General features: G+C 42.1%; 12 protein-coding genes and 2 pseudogenes. 7 read left to right on the top strand and 7 right to left on the bottom strand.

The window, feature by feature from the left end:
• On the bottom strand, positions 1-1,019 hold a 1,019-nt coding region (gene ltrA, locus AB4135_RS16745), incomplete at its 3' end, for a group II intron reverse transcriptase/maturase (protein ID WP_371994607.1).
• A gap of 743 nt (positions 1,020-1,762) precedes the next feature.
• On the opposite strand from ltrA, the gene AB4135_RS16740 reads away from it, so the two are divergent.
• Positions 1,763-2,143 (top strand): hypothetical protein, encoded by a 381-nt coding sequence (locus AB4135_RS16740; RefSeq protein ID WP_371994606.1) that lies wholly within the window; start codon positions 1,763-1,765, stop codon positions 2,141-2,143.
• Between the two features lie 403 nt (positions 2,144-2,546).
• Here the strand turns inward: AB4135_RS16740 and AB4135_RS16735 are convergent.
• Positions 2,547-3,701: pseudogene (locus AB4135_RS16735) on the bottom strand (IS110 family transposase).
• A gap of 140 nt (positions 3,702-3,841) precedes the next feature.
• On the opposite strand from AB4135_RS16735, the gene AB4135_RS16730 reads away from it, so the two are divergent.
• The 5 genes from AB4135_RS16730 to AB4135_RS16710 all read left to right on the top strand — a co-directional run bounded on the left by AB4135_RS16730 (position 3,842) and on the right by AB4135_RS16710 (position 7,260).
• The gene (locus AB4135_RS16730; RefSeq protein WP_371994605.1) at positions 3,842-4,282 is read left to right on the top strand and encodes a hypothetical protein; all 441 of its coding nucleotides are present in this window, start codon (positions 3,842-3,844) and stop codon (positions 4,280-4,282) included.
• A gap of 33 nt (positions 4,283-4,315) precedes the next feature.
• Positions 4,316-4,549: a hypothetical protein gene (locus AB4135_RS16725; protein WP_371994604.1), complete on the top strand. Its 234-nt coding sequence runs from the start codon at positions 4,316-4,318 to the stop codon at positions 4,547-4,549.
• A 114-nt stretch (positions 4,550-4,663) separates the two neighbouring features.
• Positions 4,664-5,050: a hypothetical protein gene (locus AB4135_RS16720; protein ID WP_371994603.1), complete on the top strand. Its 387-nt coding sequence runs from the start codon at positions 4,664-4,666 to the stop codon at positions 5,048-5,050.
• A gap of 37 nt (positions 5,051-5,087) precedes the next feature.
• Positions 5,088-5,573 (top strand): hypothetical protein, encoded by a 486-nt coding sequence (locus AB4135_RS16715; protein ID WP_371994602.1) that lies wholly within the window; start codon positions 5,088-5,090, stop codon positions 5,571-5,573.
• Positions 5,574-6,102: 529 nt separating this feature from the next.
• Positions 6,103-7,260, top strand: a complete 1,158-nt coding sequence (locus AB4135_RS16710; protein WP_371994601.1) for a DUF1624 domain-containing protein — start codon at positions 6,103-6,105, stop codon at positions 7,258-7,260.
• A 274-nt stretch (positions 7,261-7,534) separates the two neighbouring features.
• Here AB4135_RS16710 and AB4135_RS16705 read toward each other — a convergent pair whose 3' ends face one another.
• The 4 genes from AB4135_RS16705 to AB4135_RS16690 form a co-directional block, all read right to left on the bottom strand.
• Positions 7,535-11,104 (bottom strand): zinc-dependent metalloprotease, encoded by a 3,570-nt coding sequence (locus tag AB4135_RS16705; RefSeq protein ID WP_371994600.1) that lies wholly within the window; start codon positions 11,102-11,104, stop codon positions 7,535-7,537.
• A 23-nt stretch (positions 11,105-11,127) separates the two neighbouring features.
• Entirely contained in the window at positions 11,128-12,000 is an 873-nt protein-coding gene (locus AB4135_RS16700) for a hypothetical protein (RefSeq protein WP_371994599.1), read from the bottom strand.
• Positions 12,001-12,135: 135 nt separating this feature from the next.
• Positions 12,136-12,561 (bottom strand): hypothetical protein, encoded by a 426-nt coding sequence (locus AB4135_RS16695; RefSeq protein ID WP_371994598.1) that lies wholly within the window; start codon positions 12,559-12,561, stop codon positions 12,136-12,138.
• Positions 12,562-12,946: 385 nt separating this feature from the next.
• Positions 12,947-15,175, bottom strand: a complete 2,229-nt coding sequence (locus AB4135_RS16690) for a fibronectin type III domain-containing protein (protein ID WP_371994597.1) — start codon at positions 15,173-15,175, stop codon at positions 12,947-12,949.
• 1,211 nt (positions 15,176-16,386) lie between these two features.
• Here AB4135_RS16690 and AB4135_RS16685 point away from each other — a divergent pair.
• Positions 16,387-16,551, top strand: a pseudogene (locus AB4135_RS16685) (IS110 family transposase); the annotation flags it as partial.
• A 175-nt stretch (positions 16,552-16,726) separates the two neighbouring features.
• Here the strand turns inward: AB4135_RS16685 and AB4135_RS16680 are convergent.
• A complete protein-coding gene (locus AB4135_RS16680; protein ID WP_371994596.1) occupies positions 16,727-17,413 on the bottom strand; it encodes a hypothetical protein in 687 nt (228 codons plus the stop codon).
• Positions 17,414-17,827: the final 414 nt, after the last annotated feature.

The raw sequence follows: 17,827 nt of genomic DNA, 5'->3' as shown, positions 1-17,827 counted from the left end.
CGCACTTTAAACAATTGATACCCCATACTCACGCCCCAATTTCGGTTCGTCAGCCGTCTCATCTTTTGCTTGAAAATGTGCAACGTTTTAGCATGCCATTGGATCTTTCCTCGGTTAAAGGTAAACCCGAGGAACTTGCTTTGTCCTACCTTAACCACTTGGCTTTTCTGTTCATTAACGACCAGTTTTAGTTTCATGGCAAGGTAGCGAGTAATGCTCTTTAGTACCCGTTCACCCGCGCGAATAGACCTTACCAAAATGATAAAGTCGTCCGCGTAACGGGCGAACTGATGCCCTCGGCTTTCCAGCTCTTTATCCAAACTATCCAACATAATGTTTGATAGTAAAGGCGAGAGTGGACCGCCTTGAGGTACTCCTTCGAAGCTTGCTTCAAATTGGTCGTTGACCATCACACCTGCACGTAGGTATTTACCAATAAGCGCCAAAAGGCGCTTATCCTGTACCTTGCTCTTTAGTTGAGTCATGAGTAGATCATGATTAACTCGGTCAAAGAACTTAGACAGATCAACATCGACAGCAAATTTTCGCTTCTGTTTGATGGTATCCTTAACTTGCAGTACCGCTTGTTTGGCGTTTCTATTCGGCCTAAAACCAAAGCTATTCGCCGAGAAAAACGGGTCAAACAACGGCGTGAGTATTTGAGCTATTGCTTGCTGTATCACACGGTCAATGACGTTAGGGATCCCCAATTTCCGTTTACCGCCATCGGGTTTGTCGATCTCTACACGCCTGACCGCTGAGGGTTGATATTCGCTTTGCTCAAGTTGAGTTTTACACTGTTGCCAACCGCCTTGTTGCATCCAAAGTGGGAAGGCATCGATGGTCATGCCATCGATACCTGCCGCGCCTTTATTGGCTTTAACTTGCCGCCACGCTCGATGTAAATTCTCAGGTTCGAGTAGTTGCTGGAATAAATCGCTGTTGAAGGCCGGTTGCAGATCAATACGCTGCTGATAGTAATCGTCTGGCGACGTAGTGGGTATCGACAAGTGTGACAAGACTCCTCCTTCTTCTAAATGTTCAGGCCTTCACCATGTACCCACAACGCTAACGCGGGGTATGCTATCCCATCCATTACGATGGGCGTTCGGCTACTATGCCGTCTGCTGAAATCTCCATGGAGGGAGTGAATGCCAAAAAATGTAGGGAACATTTTAGGCCTTCTGCTTAATCACATCCCGAGTTACCCCGTCATGCGCTATCGGTTGTCATCTGGTTCGCTCTTTTCAATCGATGAAGTTGAAAAGCCAAGGCACTTATAAACCAGAGCCTTACTGGTTAATGACCGATCGCGTGTTAGACAGATCTCCCCAGATAAGAACATGAACTTTCTTTGCACTGCTGCATCATTTACGGTGGCCATTAGATCACGTGGTTTCGTCGTCTTGCACCCTTGCTTCGCGGGGCAGACCCTGCCAACTCACCTCTAGCCTACGCCTCATATGATGTTCTTGTTCATCAGCTCGCAAATTTGCTAGCGGCTTCCTTCAGACCAATCCTCACGGATAAGCCCTTGCCATTCACTAGTAGTTAACGTTTAATAACAGTATGTTATTCTCTTTTAGAAAGAGTAACGGTGATCTTCCTACAGAGGACTTTCACCTCATTAGTTCATGCCCATGCTGGGCGTACACAAGGCGTTTAAGAACGGACTGCTAACAGTTGGCTAGGTTCCGCTCCGCTTCACATTTTAGCCAACAATTATCAGCCGCTTAACGCGGCGTTAGCAGGCAAGGATAGTATGACGTTAATCGAAAGAATTGCTGTTAAATTAGATTTGCTGGGTATTCCTGTAGGGCAATTGAGCCCCTATAATTTGATAACTGATTTGTGCCCCGCATTTGTCAAAGCTAAGGAGTTGAATCAGCACGGTATATACATCGAAGGTCAGATAATGACCTTTGAACAGTTTAAAAATGTTGCAGAAAATCATATCGGGTTAGATTTAGTTTCAGAAATATTAAATACTGAAGTTCGTGATGGAATCAACATTCACGATCATGCATTATTGCTAATCAGGAATACTTTGTCTAAAGCAAAAGAATATCCCGCACACTATGAAAGAGTAATCGGAGATATTACTGCGGACATTAATAAAGCTCAGGAGAAGTTTGCCAGCTAACAAGCAAATCAACAGGACACGTAACGCTTGCTCGGTTCTGCTTCGCGCCACAATTTTAGCAAGCGTTACTTAGCCCGTTATTTGGGCGTTGGTATGACTCCCCACGTCAAGCAGAACATGACAATACCGGCCTAAATACTTAAGCCTTTATCTTTTATTCTCATCCAAATTGGATTGAGCTAACACAGTCGATGAAGCAAGTAATTTCGTCGGTTGTCATGCTGATATCCGTGGATTACTTATCTTTCAATAAGCAGCGCCTACCTTACATAATCCGTCGTGACACCTGTCTTCAGTCTATGTTCGTGGTTCAATACAGAGTTAACCGTATTGCCATCCTAACGCCCTCGGTGATCGTGTCACATCCGATGCTTGACCCACTGTATTAGCTCAAAATCGTTTATCATGCAGGTACTCTCGACAACCGTAGTTTAGGGTTAACTTTTGTCAGTACCACTTCTCGTGAAATTGCCCAGATATAAGCAATCATTTCTCTGGCTATGGCTGTCACGACTACGTTGTTATGTTTACCTTTGTACATGAGTTTTTGGTATCGACGACAAAGCCTAAGCTGCGCTTGCCATGCAATATCAATGATTTCTTTCGGTAAACCTTCTTGTCTTATTTGCATCTAGGTTGAGATCTTAGCGGGGTAGCGATAGGAGTGAGCCCCTTCGACTAATAGCCGCCTTGCTCGACCATTGCCGCATTTCGTTATCGCACCCACATGCCGCTTTCCACCACTCGAGTGTTCCGATGGAACTAGACCTACATAACTCATTAGTTTTCGGGGGTGATCAAACCGAGTTAGGTCTCCGAGCTCAGCAATAATACCTGCTGCAACCAGTAACCTCACTCCACGTAATGCTTGTATGGCTTTGATGACCGGATAGTAACGTCACTTTTTCACGTGATGTTCAAGTTCATTGTCTAGCCGCTTCAACCGAGCTATTCGTTCCGAAATGGTTTGTAAGTATTCTTGCAAGACAATCTGCTGACTAGGATGCGGTAATATCAGTTCAGTCAGCCAGCGTAAGTGCTTTAGCGACCAATTCGCGGTGCCTCTATAGTTAATGTTATTTCTAAGCTGAAGCGCTTTAAGCTGGTATTTAGCATCTTTTAAATCTTTCATCGCGGTCTCACGTGCACGAGAAAGATCCCTGATAGCTTCGTCTTCAGGCTCAGGAACATAAATCGCGGTAAGATCTTCCGACTTGAGCAGCTTTGCTAATTTAAGCGCATCACGTTTATCAGTTTTTATTTTCTCACCAGGCTTTTTAGGAATAAGCGAAGGAGCAATCACATAGCAACAGTGACCTAAGCTTGTCAGCAAGCGGTAGATCCAGTAACCGCAGGGACCTGCCTCATACACAAAGTGTAAGGTTGCTTCTGGATACTTAGATTGAAACTGCCTAGCCAGTTTAGTGATAGAGGCTTTCGCACTTGAAACTCGTCCAAAATGAACCGCTTGCGCTTCTCTTTGATCTTCAATATAAGCCACTTCTACAAATTCTTTATGTGTATCAAGGCCAATAAAAAGTATGTTATGTTTATTCATGCTGATCTCCGATTTAGTTTCTTTAACAAAACTATTATGGCTCTGGCTTTCAGCTAACCCACGATTGATTGGAGATCAGCATCTTTAGTGGGGAGTCATTATGTCTATGAGTTTGTCAGGTTTAAATGGAGATTTTAAGTTTGAATGGAATTACTAATTTTTACTATTTGCTCGCAATAATTTTTACCTCAAATGTTCTTGTAGGATGCAAGTCTACAGATACAAATTCTAAAGGTTGGAATATCGAAATGGGCGATTGTCAGTCAAGAACACACCCTACTAAAACCAATCCAACTGCTGATTACAAAGCTTGTTCTTTTAATCATAATCAAGTTACAGATGAAGTTAACATATGCATGCTTAATCAAGGTTGGTCTGAAATGCATGTAATTTCATGTAGTAAAACGAACAGGTTTTATTCGAGTGAGCAGATTAATGGTTGTCTAAATGCTTCAAATGAAAGCAGTAAAATAAACCATGAAAAAATGAACTCTTGTTTAGCTAAATTTGAAGAGTACGAAGTAGACTCAGATAAAACTAAAGCTACTATTAAAAAAGTTCTAGATGAACGTACGAATTAACTCATAACAATCTGTTTATGTGTATAGGGAAGTATGAATCAAATCGAAACAGAGCTAGAACAATTGTTAGATCAAATTTGCGTTGATTTAGGTTTTTTTCTTCCACCTTTAATTAAGTCTCGATTAATAAAGTTTCCACCTAAAACAGCAGAAAAATGTGTAAAAGTAATTATAGAAAGTGAAGGCTTGAATATTGATGTATTGGATAAAGCTTTGTATAAAAAACTGTTTATTAAAGTTGATAGCGTATATTGTAAATACACATAACAAGCCACTCAAGCGGGACTAAAAACAGTTGGCTAGTCTCACTTCGTTCGCTATTGTAGCCAACTATTTATTAGCCCCTTAGTGGGGCGTTAGCAGTACAAGGAGGTCAATCACATGCGTAAGCTCATATTCCTTTTATTAATGATTTCTCAAAGCTCTTATGCTGTTGATTCCGAGCAAGCAAAGCAGGCTGCCAAAAGTATATTTGAAAAATCTTCTTCCGCTTATACAAAGGAATCTCTAACCAAAGTGTTTACTTCTGGTGGTTACACAGAGAAAGAATCAAGTGAATATGCCACCAAATTATTAAAGCTTTTTAACTCAGATGAATTTATCGGTAAGATTCAAGATATTTACATTAAGCATTTTACCGCAGACGAATTAGTGAAAATTTCTGAAATATTAGACCAGCCAGCTTACGCTAAGTTCTTAAAGCTTAGGCCGGTAATACAGCAAGAGATGTCCGCTGAAATAAATAAAATAACTAGCAGCATCAAGTAAGTACTGCTAACGAGGCAATTAAACGGAAAATTTACAGTTGGCTGTTTTTCGTTCCTCAAACATTTTAGCCAACTATAATTTTCCGCTTATTGCGGCGTTAAATGGCAAGGATGGCATGAAGACTCTTCAGCAGAAAAATGATGAACATTCTAAGTTGATAGCTAAGGAAAGACATGCTGCGCTCTATTTGGCTCTGTCATTATTTCCAGTATTTGTAATTTTTGGCTATGACTTCTATCGAGGGTTTGTTGGCGCAGAAGGTCTTGGATTCCACCCAGCACTTGTAGTGTTTGGTACTTTGCTCTTTGCTTTACCATTTCTAGCAATGGGGCAAATGCTCATGCTTCCATCTTGGCTCAAGTTGACCTCATATGTATGTATCCAAATCCTATTCGTCTCATTGTGGTTTCTCGATGGATTATTATGGCTTGCAATAATTCCGTTGATTGTAATTTTTGGCATACTACAGTACCAATTGCCTGAGATCCGGAAATCCGCGGAGCAAAATGAAAATGCCACTTAATGATTAATAATGGCTGGCTAAATTTCGGTCCGCAGGAGTTCAGCCGTTACTGTGAGAATCTCAACAAACGGCGACGGCATTTTTCAAGCAGCTGCGAGTATATGCCAAGCCATTAACCCAGCGTTTATCAAAATAGATGTCATCTAATATCGACTTTCCTCAGACAATATCGCTGAGTTAATTATCAGCGCTCCTTAGAAAGCAATATCAGTCAAATTTCATCATTTCAGGCATATTTCACCAGCAGAATGCTGTTAGCTAGGAATATTCATGATAAGAATACCACCAAGTATTGAATTCGCGCTCTTAGCTCGTTATGTTGTTGATTAATAATGGCTGGCTATTAACTTAGGCTATTAACTTAAAGACAAAAATCTACTGCTGGCGTAAATATGATTCCAGTTTTGGTTAGTCTTATTATAACAACCTAGGTGTTTAGACGATGCATAGGTATAAAGTGTTGTATTTCATGTGGATGATAGCCTTTTTATAGATTTAAGTGTGAGTTAGAGAGTATAGGATTAATGCAATGAGTAAGGCTAATACGCCGTCAACACTAAAAAAGCGTATCGAAAGTATTGATATCATGCGTGGGATCGTAATGTTAATTATGCTACTTGATCATGTGAGGGAGAGGTTTTTTTTCCACGAACAGGTAACTGACCCAATGACTTTAGACAGCACCAGCACAGGGCTGTTTTTTAGTCGATTTGCTGCGCATTTTTGTGCACCAACATTTGTATTTTTAACAGGCATATCAGCATGGCTATACAGCCATCCACAATTTGGACCACAACGTTCAGCACGAGAGTTTTTGGTCAAGCGTGGACTGTTTCTTATCGCGCTAGAGTGCACAGTAATTACCTTTCAATGGATGGGTAATTACCAGATGATTTGGTTGCAAGTTATCTGGGCGATAGGGATCAGTATGCTAGCACTGGCAGCATTAATTTGGTTGCCAAGAGTATGGTTGGTCGTTATCGGCTTAGGCATTGTTTTTTGCCATAATATATTAACACCAATAGGTTTTTCTCCGGATGAATGGGGTTATACCCTTTGGGCGATATTGCACGATCGTGGCAACATTTTACCGAACGACTTTATCGGTATTCGCGCGAGTTACCCTGTGTTGCCTTGGATTGGCGTAATCTTATTGGGCTATGCCCTAGGGCCCATTTATGCTGCTAATTTTGCTGAAGATAAACGGCATAAGTGGTTAATTTACCTCGGCCTAGGTTGTTTTGCGACGTTCGCTGTATTACGGGGATTCAACCTTTATGGTGAAACTCTTGATTGGCAGCAAAGTGATTCGCTAATGATGACCTTGAAATCGATATTTAATCTTACTAAATACCCGCCATCATTGGCATTTTTACTGGTTACGATTGGTGGTACGCTATTGTGTCTGCGAGGGTTAGAGCAAGTTAAACCGAGTTATGGCAAAGTGTTAGCAACTTTTGGATCAGCGCCGATGTTTTTCTATATCGTCCATCTGTACCTGTTGCTGTTTATGTATTGGTTTGCACTCACGGTTTTTGGCCCCAATTATGGCAACTTGTTTGGGTTTACTCATATTGCTTATGTGTGGCTGGTAACGGTGATTTTGGCTGTATTGTTATATTTCCCGACTAAGCGCTTCAGTCAATATAAGCATAAAAGTCAGCGGACCTGGGTTAAGTACCTGTAATAACAGATGGCTAGCCCAAGGATGTGTTTGGTTCTCTCGCAAAGTTAACGAAGCAAGCTAAAAGTAAGTGAGTCAGAGTAAACTTTATACTTATCCCTTTATCAAGCGCTCTCGGGCTAGAGGCGATAGCATAATTGAGCGCCTCCCTTCAGCAGGCCAACTCAATGTTAAGTAAGATATGCTTTCAATAAAAAAGGCCTGTAGATACAGGCCTTTTTGGGGGAGCAGTCTTTAACCATTGGTTAGGGCTACTAACCGTTATCAGATCTAACCGTTATGATAAGACGGGTAGGTAAGTCAGTACGCGTTTGTCTCTGGCGACCATAGGGTCGACGATTAACTCTTTGAAGGTAGCGCCATCGGCATTCATGACATGATCCATCAACGGCTTATTCGTCATTAATGTATCAAGCTGTTCTAGTTGCTCGATCAGCGCTATCGCTAGCGTGTTTTCGTCAGTGGCTACATAGTTCTTACCCTGTAGCGAGATGGTTTTCACTGAACTGACTGCGTCACTTGCCAAATGAATACCGGCAAATTCACGCCATACTCGGGCTTTTTCTTCGCCGCGGTAGTCACTGTCATGTGAGGCCAGTACCACTTGTTTGAGCATCATCTGCAGCAGGTTGCTCTTACCTTTCATTTCGCCAGTGCTTTGTGGGAAGCCAAAGTAACGCCCAAGTGATGTGGCATAGCTCGGTAGGGCTTCTATCTGCTGGTCAGCATAATCTACATCGCTGCTGTAGTACTTTGGATCAACATCGGCACAAGCATTTTTAAGTGCAGGAGTTGTTAGGTAGCCATTGAGATCGTCAACAGTATTGCCCATGGTCATGTGGCACAGCATGCCTTGCAATTGGTCATGAACTTTTGCGGTATCGGCCAATGCATAGTAAGTACGACCTGTGGTGCTTCTAGGTGACTTTCTTGTTAGCAATTGGCGCACAGCTAACAATTTATCAGGCCACATTCCCAGTACATCTCTTTCGTTAACATAAGGATGATTTGGATTTGATTGTGGCGCTTTAAGACCGTTAAGTAGACGTCCTTGATTTACGGTGACATCGGCATAAACCAGATCTTGGTAGGCAGGCACTACATCTGCTTTTACTAGTAGTTGCTTAAGCTTCTCAGGATCTTGCTCAAAGCTGGTGATGATTTTACCAACATCTAAGCTTTCATCGAGTTGATTACCGTTGAGACGGTAAATTCTCGACAGTAGATCTTCCAGTGAATGAACCTTAGTAAATGCCGTGCTGTCATCGCTGTTCATTTTGTAGGTGACATGCAGGAAGATATCATTCATGCCTGCCACTTTTAAAAATGTGTCAGCAGCTTTATTGACTGCACGTTGGGATGCGCAGAACCAGTACGTTTGATGCGTAGGACAAAACTCGGCTAGATCGCTTTGGCTAAAGGCAAATAACTCTTCTGCCGACGCGGTATCTTCAACAAACTGACGAATATCGTTAAAGCCGCTGAGGCGGTCGATAGTGTAGGGCAGTATGTTGTCTTCAAACAGCGTTTGACGGTTGTGACGTACGTTCATGGTGTCATAACTGTCGAAGTATCTATCAACATAGTATTGCGCGATATCATCGTTGTTCGTCCCTGCATCAAAACGGTTACAGTTACTGTTTAACGACACGTGACCGTCGGTACAGAAAGCAAAATACCTTAGCTCGTTTTCGGCGGCGATATTATGCAGTGCGCCATATTGCGTCGCACCAGTTAAGTCACCCTGGCTAAGCTCTTTACGACGATTTGCATCTTGTTCTTTCAGTGACACCATGGCGCCATCTGTGGTTTCAACGTTACGGGCATAACCAAAACGCAGTGCAGCGAGGTCATACTTCTCAAATGTAGTGGCAAAACGGTCGGCGTTATAGTCCATCTGGCTTGAAAAATCCGCTTTTACAGTAAGGTTGGGGTAACCTGCTGCGGCAAATGCGGACTCAAACTTGCTGATCTCTTGTTCATTAAAGAAGTTAGCTTGATCGCGACTACCGGCAAAGTTATGGCGTAAACCAAACGTATGCCCAAGCTCATGGGTTAGGGTGCCCGCAAAGGCTTGTGCGGCTAGTTTAGTCACTAAATCTGATTGGAAAGCGGTCGACATTTTTTCGATGTCTTTTAATTTTCCACCGACAATACCATCGATCCAAAATTCGCTATTGGTCCAATCAATTTCATGACCTTTCAGGCCTCTTGGTAGTTCTCGCAGTGCGCCGCCACCTAAACCAAATGCTTCGTTAACACTCATTAGGTTATGTTCAGCCCAGAAGTCATTAGTTTTGTTGTGTTGGTTAACCAACTCTTCTAATGGGGCACTGTCGGCTGTGTCAGTTGAAAGTGTTGGGATTTGCGCTTGCGGTAACTCAGTTTGCAGCGGCTGGCTGTTCATTGAGTTATCGCTGGTCGCTGTTTGCTGAGCAACCAACTTGTTGGCCGCCACTTCATTGGCTCGAGCAATCGCCTCTGCAGCTGGAGTGTAGTCGACACCAGTGAGTGCTTTTACTGAGCTTGGGTCAAGCATACCGCGGTTATAATCGAGCTGAACGCGACGATAGTAACGGGTTGAGCCTTGCTCTAGGTTGGCGCTATATTGGTCGACTCGGCCACTGACAATTTCACCAGTTAATGGGTTAGCCGCTGATGGACCATATCCTGCCAAGCCATTGTCGAGTGGCTCATCAAACAAGGTTATATTGCTATAGCGCAGATCGCCGTGACGGTGGTTGCCCGCTTTTTCTAGCTTGATTGGCGGCAAGCCTGTTTCGAACATCTTATTTTGAATGTTCATCGCGGTGATGCTTTCGTTGGCAGCATCTAAGAATGGCTTGTTTTTATCTTCGAAGAAGTTATTACTGAGGTAATAGGTAATCGCCGCTTTTTTCGGATTGTAGTGGTTCAAGTATTGACGTACATAGCCGTCTTTACCCGCGGCATGATTGCCGTCACGATAGTTATGCTGAGTTCTAAAAAAGCCATAGCTACCATTTTCATCTTCACTGTATGGCACCACATCAAAGTCATCACTGGCGAGCTGGTCAACAGCAACAATCGAGATGTATTCTGTGGTTGTGAAAGACAGGTTATCGAAATTACCTTTGAAGAATTTACCAAAGCAAGCGGGGTTAGCTTGATAGGTATGCTCGATTTCAAAGTTGATGACGCCATTGGCTAAGTCCATTTCATAGCCGTGCCAATCGCCATCTTTAACTAAGTGCGCCGATTCTGTTTCGGTGGTGCACTGTTTAAAGGTAACCAGATCGGTATAGTTCTCTTCGGCAATTTGTGCTGCTTCAAAGTGAGGAATAAAGAATTTCTTTTGATCCCAGGTGACATTACGGTCAGTGATCTCTTCCTCTTTGTTAGTACAGTCATCCCAATTGTCTTTTTGGCATTGGAAATCAACGTATTCGCCAGGAATGGTGAGCACTGGGGCTTTGTTGTATTCATTGTCGTAGCGAGAGCCATGGCCAAGGCCGATGTTATCTCGGTCTATTTGCCTCAGCTGAATGCCGTTTTCAGTCATGCGTAAGGTGACGAGTTTTTCATCTCCTTGCGAGAAACCGTGTATGGGCGCTGAATACCTTGGTGCATCGCCCAAGCTACGGCTATAAAGAAATAGTCGCTCTGGCTGTTTGACTGCAAGTTCAGACAAGGATGTGGCCGTCGTTTGTTGGCCATTGGTTACGCTGGTGTCAGTGGTTGCTTCTTTGAGATTTTGCACTGAGACCATTTTCTCATCTTTTTTGACTTGCTGATACGGCTCATCGGAACCACAACCATTGAGGGCTATGGCCCCGACAATGGCGAACGTTATCGTCGATATTTTCATGTAAACCTCTCTTCCAGTTAATGTTATAAGTATTTCGTTATCGACAAGTAAAAGACTGAACTTCGTTTGTCATAGATCTCAAATCCATGAGATGAACCTCTTTCTGGGTCATAGAATCCGCCGCTGTTGTTGTGGCCGGCAGCGACTATCCAACTGGGTGAAAATTCCCAGCCAATCTCTTGGCTAGCAGTAAATAAATTGTCATAGCGACTGCTATTGAACTTCTTGGCCATGCCGTACGAGCCGCTGACATCTAAATACCAGTTATCGGTAAACTGCCAAGTCGCATCTGCCAATATGTCGATTTGATGCTCTACAAAATGCTCGCCCTGACGGCCGATTTCATACTTGTAGGCGTTGTACCTAAACCTTGGTGATATATAGAAATTCCATACATTATTGGGCCGATAGAATAGGTAAGCTGCGACTCGAGGTGCTGCTTGCAGTTTGTTCTCTTGACTGGTGTGGCTCGTTGGCAGAAAGACTCCCGCGCTGCCGATTAAACTCCAGTCTGAGTTAAAGCTTTTAGCTGGCGTGCGGTACTCAAGAAATGTGTCGTAGTAGTACGATTGGTCGTGATGGGTTTCGACCTCTCCTCCAACAGATAAGCGGATACTGCCCCAACTGTCTCGATAACCTATACGGCCATTGCCGCTTATTGATTGATAAGAGCTAGGCTCCGATTGCCCATAGACGTTGGTTGTTGCGGTAGCACTGACATAACCTGACCAGTTGGAAGTGGTTGAGCTATTTGCCGCTGATACATTTTCATTATCAGCGAGAGCTGATGACGATAATGTGCAACTCAAGCCCATTACGGCTGTGCAAAGTAGTGCTTTTTGATAACTGAGTCGGCGTTTGCCCGAAAGCAAGGCGCAGTTATTCTTAGACGGCATAATTCCACCCTTTAAGAGATCACTTGTTGATTATCTGGCAATGGTTAACAAGCCAAACGGTTGAGATTTAATTTTCAGTTTTTGCTGCTTTATCCGATTATCGGATCTGCATTTTGATGACTCAAAGTGAGTCAGTTAGGAAGGGCAGCCTTTGATTGGCTTTATCCAGCTATGGACGATAGACACCAAATTAATGATTTTTTTCGGTGTTTTGTACTTAATGTTACTGGTCACTAGATAGTTGCTAAATAGCAGTAACAAACAAAAGTAGGCGTTGCTTGCTGTTAGCAGGTTGATGTCGAGCTCTTCAATTTCTGCCACCAGTGTCGGCGCTGTAATCTCAATCACTTTGGGTGTTTCTTGGCACAGCATAGTGACAATGGCTAAATCAGCTAGTGAAAAAGTCTTTTTATAGAGTGAGCTCGTGTGTTGCTGCAGTTGTTGAAAAGATAGCTCACTTGATGCAGCGTTAACTGCTACTTTATCTGCAACAATTTGACCGACCAAAAAAATGGCGATCAAAATAGGCACATAAAGTAAAGCTTTGCTCAATCTCTTCAAACTTAAGTCCCAGTAATATAGCGTTACAGGTATTTTACGTAGTCAAAAACAGCTGATACAAAGTGATGCAATTGTTCTTAAGGCGAAATTTCACTGTAGGAAATTAGTAAATTAATTTCAATGACTAATTGATGCGCAGATAAATATTGTGATTTTAGTCGCATAAAATAAACGCTCTAAATACTAATTGCTTATTGGTTGCAACAGCTTTGCTACATTCCATCTTTGACTTAAACGTTTTGGTTACAGCGTTAAGGTGGGTCTTAGGCTTTAAGCTCTCATTCCAAATAAAAACGCTACGATTGAGTTCGTAGCGTTTTATGTTTGCATAATTGCTCATTAGGTGTGAGCTATAAGCGTGTCATTACATCACATACCGGATGATTTAGAAGATGGTCACCTGAACCTCAATCCAAGCATCTGCAGTGCCTAAAGTGCCACCTTTATCAACAGGGTAGATAGAGAAACCATTCCAAGGATCTGTGAATGTTTGGTTTATTTGCAATGGCGCATCATTGAAGTCTTCAAGTGCCCAATTTGAACTGCGTGAATTTGGCGTTGAATCCAGCAGCAATGAGTTATGGTTATACCAAGGTGCTGCATTTTCATCCAAGTAGTTTTGTAAGTTAATTGAAATACCATTTTGCAGTAACGGAGTGCGCAGTTGCGACCCCGGAGCCGTGTTTATCTCACTCTTTTGCATGGTGCGGTATTCAACCCAGTAGGTTTTGTCACCATCACCCGATTTGATTTTTAGACCAATATTACCCGGTGCATTGTGACCCGCCGCGGTACCGTGGTTAAAGGCGTAGATTCGGTAAGTTCCTGATGTGGTCACAGTAGGAACATCTGATTCAGTAATCCAATTGTTGAAATAACCTTTATACATTAAGTTCATTTCTTCAAGTGAATGTGCCCCCATTCCCATCAATCCGAAAACGTTACCATAGTTAACCACGCTGTCACTAGCGTTACCGTTTAAGGTGCTGTTACCGCCCTCAATTGACATAGAGTGATGCAAACCTAACGCATGACCTGTTTCATGAGCAATAGTGCCGGCTTTATAGGTATAAATTTCCATTAATGGTGGACCTGCTTGCGAGTTGATAAAGTAAGTCGCTTCTGTACCAACGGGTGGCGCTGTAACCATTATTATAGTGCCGTCACCTGGGAAATTAGGATCGATACCAGCATTAACAAGTTGTTCTTTATATTCAGGATTCCACTTTGTTTTATCACTATTGTAGTAATTGTGATTGTTTGGCATGGTGATCTTAGATTTTATTTCCCAAGTAAAATCAAACTTACCGTAAGACTGCTCGGTAAAGTAGTCTTTGGTTTTTTGCATTTCTGCATTGATTTGTGCGGTAGTAAATTCTAAATCTTGGTCTGGGAATCTAAATGGATAGACTAGTACATGCACGCCGTTAAAATCATAGCCGTCATTACCAGGATCTGCGGCGCCGGGGGTGACTCGACAGCTGGTTGTATTAAAGTCTGCAACTAAGCTAACTCCTTTGAATAGCCCTTCTAATCGTACGTTGTTCCAGCCATTTTTGGGTTGAGTCAAAACCACACACTCAGTGTTCCCCACTTTTGAAGAGCGAATACTGTCATCACCTGCTTTAGGCCAGCCGTCGGCACTTGCAGCTAAGGTTAAGTTACCTAATCCGTGATCAGAGCTAAATGCAATGCTAGTGACATTTTGGTTAAAGGTTGAAACGCTAAAACCATAACCTTGCGCAGCAGCAGGTACACACACAGGCACGCCATCGGTAAGTGATGTTACCGTTGTCTCCGCTTCAGTCGCACAGATATCGGCTAAACTGCCTGGGTTAGGATTTGGGTCCGGATCTGGGTTTGGTGGAGTCGTACCTGAATCTGTAGTGACAGCCGTGATGGTGCTACTCCATCCCGATTGGTTAGTACTATTCTTTGCGTGCATAGTGTAATAGTACGTAGAGTTAGCCGTTAAACCAGGATCTGAATAGCTAGTCGTATTTGCTGGCAATGTAGCAATCGTGTTCCAAGAAGCCCCTGGAGCTGAGCGTTGGATCACAAAACTGTCTTCGTTGCTTGAGTTATCGCTCCAAGATAAGTTGACTGAATTTGCCGCTGCTATCGCTGTTAGATTATTCGGTGCTGTCACTGGACCAGTATTGCCGCCAGTGCTTCCACCCGATGTTCGACATGAAGTCGCGCCATAATCTACTGCTAATGAGGCACCAGTTCGAGTCCCTGTTATTGCGACCATTAACCAATATTGACTAGGGTTAGTGATAACAACACATTCACCATTAGTGCCTGAATTTAATGATTTGTCAGCGTTACTGTTTGAAGCAGTGCTTGGCCAATTACCTTGACCAACAAATAAACTTAAGTCGCCACTGCCGTGCTCAGTACTGATCGCAACACTATCGTGTGAGTTAGCGCCACCTAGACTCAAATAGGCTGTGCCATTGTCACTCACACAAATAGGAGCGCCGTCACTGATGGATGTTGAAGCACCTTGTGTAGCACACATATCAGGTAATTCACTAGCGTACGCGCTGTGGGAAATAAGTAATAAAGAGCCTAAAAGGCCTTTATATAGATTTGATGAGGGTATTCTCATCTTGTCCTCCAATTAAATTAATTACAATAGTTATGCGTCCTTAAAGTAAGTTTGTGCAGCCCTTAAAGAAACACATCTTTCACAAAATATTAACATTTCAGAAACAATAATGTAGTTTGTATAAAGTATCCTGTCAACGAGGTTTCTATATTTTGTAGAAACAAAAGTGAATAATAAATAACCAACTTGAGAGGCGAGACTAACTTGGGGGCTTGAAAGTAGAGAGTGTGACGAATGAATAACTATTTAGATTGGCTCGCTGTTGGCCACAGAAATGGCCGGCTAGTGATGATTTAATTACAGTTCATAGGGGATTGAATGGTTAGCTCTGAAATTTAATTGATTTAGAGTTATAAGTTAGTGGAGCTAGTGTCACGGCCCTCGCGTCTGCATAGTTAGGTCAAATTTAATCGTTAAAACCTTATCAGCGCTACTGCTTAAGAACTTGGTCTTATCTGTCAATATTTGTTTCATTTAAAGGATTAGTAATGAAAATTGCCTCTGTACTGTGTTTTATATCTTTGATTACGTTTGGCGCTCATGGTGAGCACTCTTCTTAGGAATCCGTTGAGAGGTTATTGGAATAAAATGAAGTATCAAAAATGATGGAGACTATGCAAGGGCAAACGATGCTCATGTTTGACTGAATGACAAAGCAAATGAACCTCTCAGACAAAGAAAACCCGCTTTTGATAAAAACATGAAAAAGTTAGCGACTATGTTTGAAGAAGAGTTAAATTGGCAAGTTTTCAAGCAACCAATAATAGATATCTATAGCAAGCATTTTACAGAAGAGGTAAGGGGACCGATCACTCTTATGAATCCGAGATTGGTAAAAGTATGACCCAGAAAATGCCTTTAATCATGCAAGCATTCTATGCTGGTGTCACAAGAATTAATGAAAGACTGCCTGCCGAAGCTTCAAGCGTTATCAATGGAAATGGAGACTGAAATTCAACAGTCTCGTCAAAACACTACTGAAGACTAAGTTCATCGGCATCAATAAAAAAGGTCTGTTTTAACGGGCCTTTTTTATGTCTATCTCTTTGTAGAACTTAAATGTTTGGTCTACCTGCCAAAGCTATTTTGCTGACTAATAATGGCCGACTATCGATTTTCATCGGTTTGATTCTAACTCGTTAATAAGATGGTACGTCCCAACCTAGTGTTAGAATCCAGTTTGTCTGGTTAACAAATGAGAGGTGATCATCATGTCTAACGTTCGCGTTATGGGGATTGATTTAGGTAAGAGCTCATTTCATCTTATTACTCATGACTACGCCGGGAGGGAAGTCATGAGAAAGAAATTAACCAGACCGAGGCTGATTCAATTTTTGTCCATTCAAGAGCCAACCATCATTGCAATGGAAGTTTGTAGTGACAGCCCCTAGCGATTAATAGGTGCCAAGCATGGTGATGGGCTAATTAGTGAACTACAACCTTCTTTGAAAGTAACCTTTCAAAGAAGGTTGAATACTGAGGCCTAGACTAACCCTTATTAGCTTTTAAATTTGCGGGCCGGACAACGACTTGTGGATAAAGACTGTTTAATCACGATAGGCCATGATTACTATTTTTATTAATTGTAATGACATAGTAAGTGGCAAAGGGGCGAATGAACTGCCAGACAAGCAGTAACGATACTAACGGAAAAAACAAGCTATAAATGTTGAAGTCCGCATGGCCTTGGGCAGCATCTATCATCCATTGGGAAAACGCTGACGTGGCAAAAAAACTATAACCAATCACAAATAACATCAAAAACTGCGCTTTACCTTGGATAAAGAGTGCCAATACTCTGCCAAATGTGGGCAGTTTTCCGCCTTGTGAAGCTTCATGCATTGGCATTTGTTTAAGTTTAGACCGAGCAATGACAAAAATGATTAAGGCGAACAAAGGTATTAATACAAAGAGGGCCCACTGCAAGATATAAAGGTCAGCAATCTCACGCATAGCAACTGCTCTATAGTTCTTCTCCGCTTCAGAAAATGGACCTAATTTGAGTAATTCCCAATAAAACTCTAAGTTTTCCATGTGAATATAGGGCATTCTGAATTGCTCGAACCACATAAATAACGTAAATAGTCCAAGGTATAAGGCTAGCAATGCATTAACCGCTAGAGTCTCAGTTGATTTTCTTTGTGCGATTGAAGGCGTTATTGAAGTATTAGTTTGAGCCGTCATACAGGCACGAAAAAACACACTAATATTGTGAATATGATACTGCTTGAAAGGCATATTAATCTCTATTTTTAATTTGAAAATTTATCCTCAAAGCATTATATGATAATTCTATATCAATGAAATTATTATGGTTTATCTTACTTTAACCTGCTGCTATCAACTAGAGATTCGTTAAGTTATATGGTTTTATGTGTCGATGACGTAATGATTTTTGTGCGGATGCTTGCATTTTTTTGAAAGTTGTTGGGTTTTCTTTACTTATTCTTACTTTGATCCCCCCCAATAAAAATCTAATTTATTTTGGGCCAGAACAGAGTTTGACAAAGTATTGCTCTAATACCAATTCCATTAAAGATGTGATCAATTCAGAGCTTTCTCAGGGCTTTCAATTCAAGGCGCATTGTGGAAGAAATGGTTATTCCCTTTTAAGACAATGCAACGCAGCAGTGAATGTCCTGAGAAGCTCAC

It is taken from the genome of Shewanella sp. 10N.286.54.B9 (assembly GCF_041468565.1).
Lineage (GTDB): Bacteria > Pseudomonadota > Gammaproteobacteria > Enterobacterales > Shewanellaceae > Shewanella.
The sequence above is the reverse complement of the archived record's forward strand: the minus strand, read 5'-3'. Positions and strand labels throughout refer to the sequence as shown.